An 11,127-nucleotide genomic window follows, 5' to 3' on the forward strand; every position below is an offset into this window, starting at 1 on the left:
TGCCGGGGACGCCGGGCGGGGAGCGGGTTCACGACCCGAACCGCCGGGTCGCGTCCACCGCTTCGAGCCAGCGCCGGTAGCCGTCCTCCGGGATCTCACGGGGCGAGAAGACCCTGCCGCCGCCCCGCACCTCGGCGATCTCCGCCAGGTCGCCCCAGACGCCGCCCGCCAGGCCGGCCAGGAAGGCGGCGCCGAGGGCGGTGGCCTCGGTCGTCTCCGGCCGCACCACCGGCCGGCCCAGGAGGTCGGCCTGGATCTGGCAGAGCAGGTCGTTGGCCGCGGCCCCGCCGTCCACCGCCAGGCGGGACACGGGGATGCCCGCCGTGCCGCTGACGGCCTCGACGACGTCGCGGATCTGGTAGGCGATGCCGTCGAGGACGGCCCGGGCGAGATGGGCCCCGGTGGTGCCCCGGGTGATGCCCAGCAGAGCGCCTCTCGCCCGCGGGTCCCAGTGCGGGGTACCGATGCCGGTCAGGGCCGGAACGAAGATCAACCCTTCGCTGTCGGGCACGGACGCGGCCAGCCGCTCGCTGTCGGCGGAGTCGTCGATCACGCCCAGCCCGTCACGCAGCCACTGCACCGCGGCTCCGGTGACGAACACCGATCCCTCGACGGCGTACTGGACCGGGTCGCCGCCGAGCTGCCAGGCGACGGTGGACAGCAGTCCCGAGCCGGCCGGAGCGATCTGGTCGCCGGTGTTGACCAGCAGGAAGCTGCCCGTGCCGTAGGTGCACTTCATCGCACCGGGCGTGAAGGCGGCGTGGCCGAACAGCGCGGCCTGCTGGTCTCCCGCCACCCCGCAGATCGGCAGGTCCAGCCCGAGGAAATGGTCGGGCGCGGTACGGCCGATGAGCGCGCTCGACGGGACGATCTCCGGCAGCGCGGCCTCCGGCACGTCGAAGAGCTCGGCCAGCTCCGCGGACCAGCCGGCCGTGGCCAGGTCGAACAGGAGGGTCCGCGAGGCGTTGGACGGGTCGGTGGCGTGCAGCCGCCCGCCGGTGAGCCGGGCCAGCAGGTAGGAGTCGACCGTGCCGATCGCGACGCGGCCCTCCCGCACCCCGGCCCAGACCTCCGGGAGGTTCCCGCGCAGCCAGGCCAGCTTGGTGGCGGAGAAGTAGGGGTCCAGCGGGAGCCCGGTGAGCTCGCGGATCCGCGGCTCGTGCTCCCGGAGCCGGTCGCACTCCCCGGCGGAGCGGCGGTCCTGCCAGACGATCGCCCGGGTCGCCGGCCGCAGGGTCGCGCGGTCCCACAGGACGACGGTCTCGCGCTGGTTGGTCAGCCCGATGCAGGAGACGGGTACGGCCGCCGCGGCGAGCGCGTCCGAGCAGGCCTGCAGCGTGGCGGTCCAGATCTCGTCCGGGTCGTGCTCGACGAGGCCGGGCGCGGGGAAGTGCTGCGGGAACTCGCGGTGGCCTCGGGCGAGGACGCGCCCGTCCTGCGCGATCACGAGTGAGGTGACGCCGGTGGTCCCGGCGTCGATGGCCAGAACGGTCATACGGTGCCTCCCCGGAGGCCGGTCGGTTCGGTGGTGCGGTGGCAGGACATGCGGCCCCTCCTCTGGGGGCGGACCGGGCCGGTGCCGGCGTGAGCGGTGCGGTGGCGGGTCATGCGGCCCCTCCTCTGGGACCGGGTCGGGCCGGTGCCGGCGTGAGCGGTGCGGTGGCGGGTCATGCGGCGCCTCCCCGGGACCGGGTCGGGCCGGTGCCGGCGTGAGCGGTGCGGCGGTGGGTCATGCGGCGCCGCTCCAGCGGTCGGCGAGGTCGGCGAGCAGCGGGACGAGCTCGGCGTCGTCCGAGGTGGCCAGCGCCGAGCGCGTCACGCCGGCCGCGCGCGCGTAGCTTTCGGCCTGCTCGGCCGCCCAGTTCCCGGTACGGCCCAGCGCGCCCGCCAGCAGCTCGGCCACGTGCGGCGCGGCGCCCGCACCCCCGTCGGCTGTCTCCAGGCCGGCCCGGCTGCGGCGGCGCAGCACGTCGTCGACGGTCATCGCGGCCTCGTGCCGCGCGGCGTACAGGACCTCGGCCGCCAGCAGCGACGGCGCGCCGGGCACGGGCTCCAGCAGCGCGGGGTCCCGGCGCCCCATGGCGAGCAGCGCGGGGTAGTCCGAGCCGTAGCGCCGCGCCAGCCGTTCCACGGCCCGCACCGGCAGCCCGGCGGCCAGGGCGGCGGAGTCGCGGCGGGCCCAGGCCTGGGCGAAGCCGCTGGAGCCCACGAGCCCGAGGTGCTCGGTGGCGGAGGCGCGGGGCGCGGGCAGCCCGGCGACGGCGGCGTCGACCGCGTCGCGGGCCATCACCCGGTAGGTGGTGAGCTTGCCGCCGGCCACGACGACGCAGCCTGGCGCGACCTCCCTGACCACGTGCTCGCGGCTGATCGCCTGGGTCTTCTGCCGGTCGGGCTGGTCCACCAGCGGACGCAGGCCGGCGTAGACGCCGAGCACGTCCTCGGGGACCAGCGGCTCGCGCAGCCAGTGGTTGGCCTGCTCCAGCAGGTAGCGGACGTCGGCGCCGGTGGGCAGCACCGGGCCGGGGCCGATCTCCCACGGGGTGTCGGTGGTGCCGAGCAGGACGACGTCGCCGGTGGGGATGACGAACAGCACCGAGCTGGGCGTCCGGGCGATCAGGGCGCTGTCCATCGGCAGCCGCTCGCGGGGGAGCACCAGGTGCACGCCCTTGGAGGCCCGCACGCGCACCTGACCGGTGCCGAGCATCTTCTGGGTCAGCCCCGACCAGGGACCGGTCGCCAGCACCACCCGGCGGGCGCGGACGGTGAACTGCTCCCCGGAGAGGGTGTCGGTGCAGGTGGCCACGGTGTGCCCGGGGCGGGTGGCCAGGCCGGTGACCTGGACCCGGCTGAGCACGGTGGCGCCCTCACGCGCCGCCGTACGGGCCAGGGCGAGCACCAGCCGGGCGTCGTCGACGTGGCCGTCGTCGTAGGACAGCGCGCCGACCGCGGCGTCCGGTCGGAGCTGGGGCGCCTGCCTGAGAAGGGCCCGCCGGGTGAGGTGGCGGTGGCGGCGGAAGCCGTGCCGGTCGCCGATCCCGGCGAGGGCGTCGTAGAGGGTCAGCCCGGCCCCCACGTAGCCGCGCTCCCACACCCGGTGGGTCAGCGGGTACAGGAAGGACATCCGGCGCACCAGGTGCGGCGCCAGGTCCTGGAGCAGGCCGCGCTCGTGCAACGCCTCGCGGACCAGCCCGAACTCCAGCTGTTCCAGGTAGCGCACGCCTCCGTGCAGCAGGCGGCTGGAGTTGCTGGAGGTGCCCGAGGCGAGGTCGCCGCCCTCCAGCAGGGCGGTGGTCAGACCCCGGGAGGCCGCGTCGAGCGCCGCTCCCGCGCCGGTGGCGCCGCCGCCGACCACCAGGACGTCCAGGAGGTCGCGGGTCAGCTCGGTCAGGTCGCAGTCGCGGCGCAGCGGGTCGAGCGCGGCGCCGGCTCCGAAGGGCAGCCCGGCAGCGAACGGCTCGGGCCCGTCGTGGGCAGATGTCATCTCTCGCTCCCTCACCAGCGCCGCTGCACTTCTTCGGCCCAGCCGTACAGGTTGTCGATCTCGACGGCGGTCCCGTCGTCGGCGATGACGGTGCCGCGGTAGTGGCCGAAGGCCTGGTCCTCGCGGCTGTGCAGGTAGAGCCGGGTGATGTCGGCCGACCGGACGTGCTCGGGGACGAACTCCAGGTCCACCCGCTCACCCGTGATCTTCCAGGGCGCCATCCAGTCGGAGGTGTCGTAGCGCCAGACCAGCTCTTCGCTGATCTTGTGCAGCCGGCCGTCGAGGAACAGGCCGTTCTCGACGCTGCCGGTGCCGTCGGTCCACTTGCCGCCGATCTGGACGCCGACCTCGCGCCCGCGGGACCGTCCGGCCGCCGCGCCCCAGTTCCACAGGATGTTGCCCGGCCAGCGTCCGCGCCCGTGGTCCAGGGTGGCCAGGGTGTCGTCGGTGGAGAGCTTGATGCGGCGGCCGTTGACGACCAGCGTGCCCTCGGCGGGCCGCCCGAGGTCCTTGACGGTGTACTGGAAGCGCCGGGAGGACCAGGGCACCACCACCGCCAGGCTGTCCCTGCCCTCGATCCGGTGGACCATCAGGTCGGCGTCGAACTCGGGCGACTTCAGCCGGAGCCGGGTGCCCTCGGCGGTCTCGTCGACGGCGATCCTGAGCGACCCCTTGCCGATCCGGACGCTGCCCTCGCCGCTGCGCTCGGAGAAGGAGGTGCCCCGGCTCGGCACGATGAGGCTCCGGCTGGAGACGTCCTTCCTCGTGGTCCGGTCCAGGTACCACGCCCCCTCGCTGGCCAGGTAGTCGAGGCTGGAGGCGCTGAAGGCGAAGACGTGCTCGGGGCTGGTCAGGCACCAGTACTCCCAGCGCATCGTGCGGCCCCAGCCGCGGATGTTGGTCCGGTGCAGGGGGGTACGGCTCCAGCCGACGGCGGCCGGGTTGAGGCGCCCGTCGGGACGGCAGAGGTCCACGCGGGTGGTGATCTCCCGCTCGGTGACCCGGCGGGAGACGTCCTTCGCCGGGGCGGCGTCTCCGGTCATCGGCCCAGCCCCACGCTGACGTACTTGTACTCCACGAAATCCTCCACTCCGTGATGGCCGCCCTCGCGGCCGTATCCACTGCCCTTGACCCCGCCGAACGGCCCCTGCGGCGGGGCGAGCGGGGCTCCGTTGACCGAGACGATGCCGAACTGCAGGTCCTCGCAGACGCGCACGACCCGGGCCAGGTCGCGCGTCCACAGATAGGCGGCCAGGCCGTACGGCGTGGCGTTGGCCCTGGCCACGACCTCCTCGGCGGAGTCGCCGTCGCCGAAGGTCAGGACCGGGGCGACCGGGCCGAAGGTCTCCTCCCGGCACAGGAGCATCTCGTCGGTGACGCCGGTCAGGACCGTGGGCGGGTGGAGCCTGCCGGGCCCCTCCCGGCGGGTCGTCGCCAGCCGGGCGCCGTGCGCGAGCGCGTCCTCGACGTGCCGCCGGACCTTGGCGAGCGCCCGGTCGTCGATCAGCGGGCCCATCGTGACGCCGGGGTCCGCGCCGTTGCCCACGGTGATCGCCTCGGCCAGCTTGACCAGCTCGTCGGTGAACTCCGCGGCGACGGACTCGTGCACGTAGATCCGGTTGGGGGACGTGCAGGCCTGGCCGGCGTTCATGAACTTGCTCCGGGCCACGCCCGCGGCGGCGGCGGCCACGTCGGCGTCGGGGAAGACGAGCACCGGGGCGTGGCCGCCCAGCTCGACGCTGAGCCGTTTGACATCGTCGGCACTCTGCCGGATCAGGTGCTTGCCGACCGCCGTCGAACCGGTGAACGAGATCTTCCTGACCCGCGGATCGGCCATGATCACCTCGGCGAACTCCTGCGGCCGGGCCGTGGTGACCAGGTTGAACACGCCCGGCGGGAAGCCCGCCTCGGTCAGGCACTCGGCGACCGCGATGGCCGACAGCGGGGTGAGCTCGGAGGGTTTGAGCACCACCGTGCACCCCGCGGCGAGGGCCGGGCCCAGTTTGCGGGTGATCATCGAGACCGGGAAGTTCCAGGGGGTGATCGCCGCGACGACGCCCACCGGTTCCGGCAGCAGCCAGATGCGGGTGTCGGTGCTGGTGGAGGGGATGGTCTCGCCGTACACGCGGCGCGTCTCCTCGGCGGCCCACAGGAGGTGGTCGGCTCCCGCGACCACCTCACCGGTGGCCTCCGCCAGCGGCTTGCCCTGCTCGGCGGTCATGACCGCGCCGATCGCCCCGGCCCGTCCGGCCAGCAGCTCGGCGGCCCGGCGCATGATCGCGGCGCGCTCGTGGGCGGGCATGGCGCGCCAGGCGGGGAGCGCGGAGGCCGCCGCGTCGACGGCCTCGGCCGTCAGCCTCCCGCCGCAGTCGGCCACTTCGGCGATCGTCTCGCCGGTCGCCGGGTCGGTCACCGGGAAACGCGCCGCCGCGTCCCGCCAGCGCCCTCCGACGAGGGCCTGTCCTGTCTTCACGTCTCACCGTCCATCGCTTCGATCAATGCGTTCATCGCGGCCGTCTCGTGGGCGTGCTGCAACTCGCTCGCGCGGGCGATGTCCCCTTCGACGAGCGCGTCCCTTATCGCCACGTGCTCGGCGTGGGATTTGGGAAGCCGCCAGGGGACCAGCCGGAAGCCGCGCTGGGCCGTCTCGGTCTTCGACCACAGGCCCACCAGCATCCGGTGCACCAGCCGGGACTGCTCGGTGTCGCAGATCAGCGAGTGGAACCGGCGGTTCAGCCGGGCGAACGAGGCGACGTCGCCGGCGTCGATGGCCACGGCCGAGGCCGCGAGGACCTCGTCTATCGCCAGCAGCCTCTGACCGCTGAGCGGGGCCGGGTGGAGCTGGAGTGCCAGGGAGGCCAGCGCGGCGCGGATGCCGTACAGCTCCCGCACGTTCTCCACGGTGAAGTCGGCGACCACCGCGCCGATGTGCGGGCGCTCGACGAGCCACTCCTCGGAGACGAGCTGCTTGATGGCCTCACGTACCGGGGTGTCGCTGATGCCGACGGCCTGGGCCACCACCCTGGTGAGGATCTTCGTGCCGGGCGGGGCCTGGCCCGACATGATCATTTGCTTGATGTGGTCGGCCGCGAGCTCTGCCTTGGTGCGGAACGGCTGCGGCCGATCCGGCGGGGGGAACATCTCTGTCATCGGTCTCAGACACCCCTCAGACCCGTTGGACGGTCAGCGGCTCGATCGCCGCGTGGTCCAGCTCTACACCCAGACCGGGACGGTCCGGAACGGCTACCAGCCCGGTGGAATCGGGCAGGAGCGGCTCGGTGAGCATGACGTGGAAAACCTCCGGAATGATCACTGGAGGATCGTAGGGGTATTCCAGCCAGTCGCAGTTGGGCAGCGCGGCGCACAGCTGCAGGTTGCCCGCCACGCCGAGTCCGGTGGCCCAGGCGTGCGGGATGACCCGGCGGTGCTTGGCCGCGGCCATCGCGCCGAAGTCGCGCAGGGCGGCGATGTCCTCGCTCTCGTTGGCGTCCGGCTGGTAGATGGTGAAGCAGTCGTCCTCCAGCATCCGGACGAGCTGGCCGATGCCCCGGTTGTGCTCGCCTCCGGCGATGGGGATCGGCGAGGCCGCGGTGAGCTCGCGCAGCGCGCGGTAGTCGTGGCGGGGGAGGGGCTCCTCCAGCCAGGCGACGCCCAGGTCGGCCAGCTCCCGCGCGGTGGTCAGCGCCCTGTCGAAGTCCCACAGCATGCGGCTGCCGTCGGGCCGGTAGCGCCAGCGCGCCGCCGCCTGGTTGGCGTCCACCATGATGGCGACCTCCGGGCCGACGGCCTCGCGGACCGCCGCGACCTGGGCGACGTCCTCGGCGACCGTGTCGGCGTGGACGCGCAGCTTCACCCCGGTGAAGCCCTCCGACACCACGCGCAGCGCGTCCTCGGCCCGCTGCTCGGGAGCGCGGACCTCGCCGAAGCTGGCGTAGGCGCGGACCTTACCGGCGTGCCCGCCCCAGAGCTTGTACAGCGGGCGGCCGCAGGCCTTGCCCACCGCGTCCCAGACGGCCACGCCCACCACCCACGGGCGCGGGAAGACGTACTCGGCCACGTAGCGCAGGTGGTTGGCGATGTGGCCGGTGGCGAACAGGTCCATCCCGACCAGCCGGGGCCGGATCCATCCCCTGATGGTCTCCAGCAGCAGCGGCCCGGTGTCGTGCCCCATGTCGCCGCCCGCGACGCCGATCACGCCCTCGTCGGTCTCGACCTCGACGATCACGGCGGACATGCTGCGGTGGGCGCCCTCGGGAGCCCACGACGGGACGAACGGGCGCGGGTAGGGCAGCTCGATGAGGCGTGCCCGGACATCTCGGATTCTCATCCCTTGGTCGCTCCGTCCGCGAGACCCTTGATCAGGTACTTCTGCACGGCCAGGGCGAAGATCACCACAGGAAGCACGGTGAGCGTGCCCACGGCGGCCAGGGGGCCCCAGAGCCCGCCGTGTTCGGTGTCGGCCGCGATCCCCGCGATGGCCACCGGGATGGTGACGGCCTTGTCGTTGGTGAGGATCAGGGCGAACAGCAGCTCCTCCCAGGCCAGGATGATGCAGAAGATCAGAGTGGAGACCATTCCGGTGAGGCTGCACGGCACGATGATCCGGAAGAACGCCCCGAACCGGGAGCAGCCGTCGATCATCGCGGCCTCCTCCAGCTCCTTGGGCAGGCTCTTGAAGAACGCGCGCATCAGCCAGACGACGTACGGGACCAGGAAGGTCACGTAGGCGAGGATCACGGTGATGTACTGGTCGGTCAGCCCCAGCTTGCGGGCCACCAGGAACATCGGCACGACCAGCGCGATCGGCGGCACCGCGCGCGAGGCCAGGATGAGGCCGCCCACGACGCCCGCGCCGCGCATCCGCATCCGGGACAGCGCGTACCCGGCCATCGACCCGGCGACCATCGAGATGATCGACGCGCCCGCCGCCACGATGATCGTGTTGATCATGCGAGGCAGGATGCGGGCCTGGTTGAAGTAGCTGACGTAGTTGTCGAAGGTGACCGTGCTGATCCACTTCGGCGGGACGGTGAAGATGTCCTTGGGCAGCTTGAACGAGATGCTGACCATGTAGATCACGGGGTACAGGAAGGCCAGCGTGACCAGGATCGCGGCGGCGATCGTCGCGATCCGTCCCAGGCTGCTCCGGCCGGTCCCGCGGCCCTTCGGCGCCGGGGCGGTGGTGCTCACCATCGGTTCTCCAGACGACGGCTGATGCGGAACAGGAAGTAGGTGAGGATCATCGTGATGATCAGCACCAGCGTGGCCATCGAGGAGGCCGAGCCGAACTCCAGGCCGCGGAACCCCTTCTCGTAGATGTAGAGGTTCACCACGTTGGTGGAGTTGCCGGGGCCGCCCTTGGTGGCGGCGAGCGCGATGTCGAACATCTTCACCGCGCCGAGCCAGCGGACCACGAAGGCCGCGGCCATCACCGGCACCAGCAGCGGCAGCGTGACGTGCCACATCGTCTGCCGGCGGGTGGCGCCGTCGGACTTCGCCGCCTCGTACACGTCGCCGGGCAGGGCCATGATCCCGGCCGCGGCGATGAGGACCACGAACGGCGTCCACCGCCAGGTGTCGATCAGGATGACGCTGGCCATGGCGAGAGTCGGGTCACCGATCCACTCCACCGGCCCGACGCCGACCAGGCCGAGCGTGTAGTTGACCACGCCCCAGAGCGGGTCGAGCAGCATCCGCCAGATACCGCCGGCCACGACCGGCGCGACCACCATCGGGATGAGGAACAGCGCGCGCAGCACGCCGCGGCCCCGCCACTCCACGTTGAGCAGGAAGGCGATGGCGAACCCGAGGATCATCTGCAGCGGCAGCGCGATCACCAGGTAGATCCCGGTGACCTTGAGCGACTCCAGGAAGCCCGGGTCCTTCAGGACCGCCTCGTAGTTCTTCCAGCCCACCCAGCCGGTGGGCTGGAAGAGCGCCAGGTCGAAGTCGGAGAAGCTCACCCAGAGCGTGTAGAAGATCGGATAGAGCAGCATGCCCGCCAGCAGGACGAGCGCCGGGGTCATGAACAACCACGCGGTGCCGGGCTCGCCGAGACGGAACCGCCGTCCGGGGGTGTTCCCGGAACCCCGGACGGGGGCCTTGGCGGCCCCCGTCCGGCGCGCGGGAGTGGAGACACTCACTGCTGGTAGCCCTTGGACTTCAGCAGCTCGGTGACGTCCTTCGCCGCCTGGTCGATCGCCTGTTCCGCGGTCGCCTGACCGGACATCGCCCGGCTCGTCTGCAGGGCGAGGATCTGCTGGACCGCGTCGGACTCGGGGAGCCGCGGGCGCCACATCTTGTTCTTGTCCACCACGGTGTAGCCGTCCTTGAGCGCCTTGTAGACGGGGACGGCCCACTCGGCCGGCGGGGTGCCGTCCAGCGAGGAGTTACGCGCGGGGAACGTTCCGAACGCGCTCCCGGTGAACTTCTCGCCCTCCTTGGAGGTGACCCACTGCAGCCACGTCCACGCGGCGGCCGGGTGCTGCGACTTCTTGGCGACGCCCGCCGACCAGATACCGCGGTGCGCGCCCGGACCGGCCGAACCGGCCGGGAGGGTGGTGACGCCGACCTCCTCGGGCGTCAGCGTGGTGGACGCCTTGTCCACCGCCGAGCCCTTGTAGACGCTGCCCCACATGAACATGGTGGCGGTCCTGCCCTGGCGGAAGGCCTCGAGCGGCTCGTTGAACTGGTAGGTGCTCGCCCCCGGCGGGGCGTACTTCAGCAGGTCGACGTGGGTCTGCAGGGCCTTCACGCCGGTCTCGTTGTCGAAGGCGACCTTGAGGTTGTCGTCCAGCAGCGCCACGCCGTTGGAGTTCAGGACCGTCTGCCAGATCGTCGGGGTGAGCGGGTCCTTGGTGAAGTAGGTGCCGATCGCCCAGGCGTCGGTCTTCCCGTCGCCGTCGGTGTCCTGGACCAGCTTCTCGGCGTCCTTGAAGTACTGCTCCCACGTCGTCTCCGCCGTGGGCTCCTTGACGCCGGCCTTCTTGTACAGCGTCTTGTTGTAGAGCATCAGCAGCAGGTTGGAGCGGACCGGGACGGCGTACTGCTTGCCCTCCCACTCGCCCGCGGCGAGCGGGGAGGGGTTGAAGTCGGCCCAGTCGTAGCCCGGGTCGGTCCACTTGGTCACGTCGGCCTTGAGGTCCATCAGGCCGCCGGTCTTGGCGAGCTGCGGAATCCAGGAGTCGTCGCCGAGCACCACGTCGTACGTCGCGGTGGGTCCGGTCAGCTCCAGCATGGTCTTGGGAAGCTGGTCGTTGTACGGCACGCCGTCCACCGAGACCTTGATGTTCGGGTACTTCTTGTTGAACTCGGGGACCAGCTGGTCCTGCCACTGCTTGGCGAAGGCGTCGTTGGCGATGACCCTGATCGACACGGGGTTCTCCGCAGTGCCGAGCCCGCCGCCGTCGGCGGAGACCTCGGGTGCAGGCGAGCCGCAAGCTGTGATCGTCAGGCCGAGCGCGGTGGCTGCCGCGGCCAGCCGGAGGGAACGGCGCATGGCCGGTCCTCCTCTCAAGGAAGCTGTACAGGAAGGGAAGGGGGATTGGGGAAAGGGGGCAGGCTCAGGCGGCGGGGTCGATCGCGAGTTTGACGATCTCCCGGCCGTCGAGCGGGGAGCCGCCGCCGAGAGCGGCGAGGGCCTCGCC

9 protein-coding genes are annotated in these 11,127 nt (G+C 72.1%); all 9 read right to left on the reverse strand.

Annotated elements, in window-relative coordinates; translation table 11 throughout:
* Nucleotides 1-28 precede the first annotated feature (28 nt).
* The 9 genes from CA984_RS38330 to CA984_RS38375 all read right to left on the reverse strand — a co-directional run bounded on the left by CA984_RS38330 (nucleotide 29) and on the right by CA984_RS38375 (nucleotide 10,979).
* A complete protein-coding gene (locus CA984_RS38330) occupies nucleotides 29-1,495 on the reverse strand; it encodes an FGGY family carbohydrate kinase (RefSeq protein WP_086578289.1) in 1,467 nt (488 codons plus the stop codon).
* A gap of 234 nt (nucleotides 1,496-1,729) precedes the next feature.
* Nucleotides 1,730-3,481, reverse strand: coding sequence for a glycerol-3-phosphate dehydrogenase/oxidase (locus CA984_RS38340; protein ID WP_086578291.1), 1,752 nt, complete (start codon nucleotides 3,479-3,481; stop codon nucleotides 1,730-1,732).
* A gap of 11 nt (nucleotides 3,482-3,492) precedes the next feature.
* Nucleotides 3,493-4,524, reverse strand: coding sequence for a DUF2804 domain-containing protein (locus CA984_RS38345; protein WP_086578292.1), 1,032 nt, complete (start codon nucleotides 4,522-4,524; stop codon nucleotides 3,493-3,495).
* Nucleotides 4,521-5,954 (reverse strand): NAD-dependent succinate-semialdehyde dehydrogenase, encoded by a 1,434-nt coding sequence (locus tag CA984_RS38350; protein WP_086578293.1) that lies wholly within the window; start codon nucleotides 5,952-5,954, stop codon nucleotides 4,521-4,523. Before CA984_RS38350 ends, CA984_RS38345 begins: the two co-directional genes overlap by 4 nt.
* Nucleotides 5,951-6,631 carry a GntR family transcriptional regulator gene (locus CA984_RS38355; protein ID WP_086578294.1) on the reverse strand — a complete coding sequence of 227 codons (681 nt, stop codon included), beginning with the start codon at nucleotides 6,629-6,631 and terminating at the stop codon, nucleotides 5,951-5,953. The genes CA984_RS38350 and CA984_RS38355 overlap by 4 nt, the downstream gene beginning before the upstream one ends.
* Nucleotides 6,632-6,647: 16 nt before the next feature.
* Nucleotides 6,648-7,808, reverse strand: a complete 1,161-nt coding sequence (locus CA984_RS38360) for a mandelate racemase/muconate lactonizing enzyme family protein (protein ID WP_086578295.1) — start codon at nucleotides 7,806-7,808, stop codon at nucleotides 6,648-6,650.
* A complete protein-coding gene (locus CA984_RS38365; RefSeq protein WP_086578296.1) occupies nucleotides 7,805-8,674 on the reverse strand; it encodes a carbohydrate ABC transporter permease in 870 nt (289 codons plus the stop codon). Before CA984_RS38365 ends, CA984_RS38360 begins: the two co-directional genes overlap by 4 nt.
* Nucleotides 8,668-9,624, reverse strand: coding sequence for a carbohydrate ABC transporter permease (locus CA984_RS38370; RefSeq protein WP_086578297.1), 957 nt, complete (start codon nucleotides 9,622-9,624; stop codon nucleotides 8,668-8,670). The genes CA984_RS38365 and CA984_RS38370 overlap by 7 nt, the downstream gene beginning before the upstream one ends.
* Nucleotides 9,621-10,979 carry an ABC transporter substrate-binding protein gene (locus CA984_RS38375; RefSeq protein WP_086578298.1) on the reverse strand — a complete coding sequence of 453 codons (1,359 nt, stop codon included), beginning with the start codon at nucleotides 10,977-10,979 and terminating at the stop codon, nucleotides 9,621-9,623. Before CA984_RS38375 ends, CA984_RS38370 begins: the two co-directional genes overlap by 4 nt.
* Nucleotides 10,980-11,127 lie beyond the last annotated feature (148 nt).

Origin of the sequence: Streptosporangium minutum (assembly GCF_002149035.1) — a bacterium.
GTDB classification, from domain to species: domain Bacteria; phylum Actinomycetota; class Actinomycetes; order Streptosporangiales; family Streptosporangiaceae; genus Streptosporangium; species Streptosporangium minutum.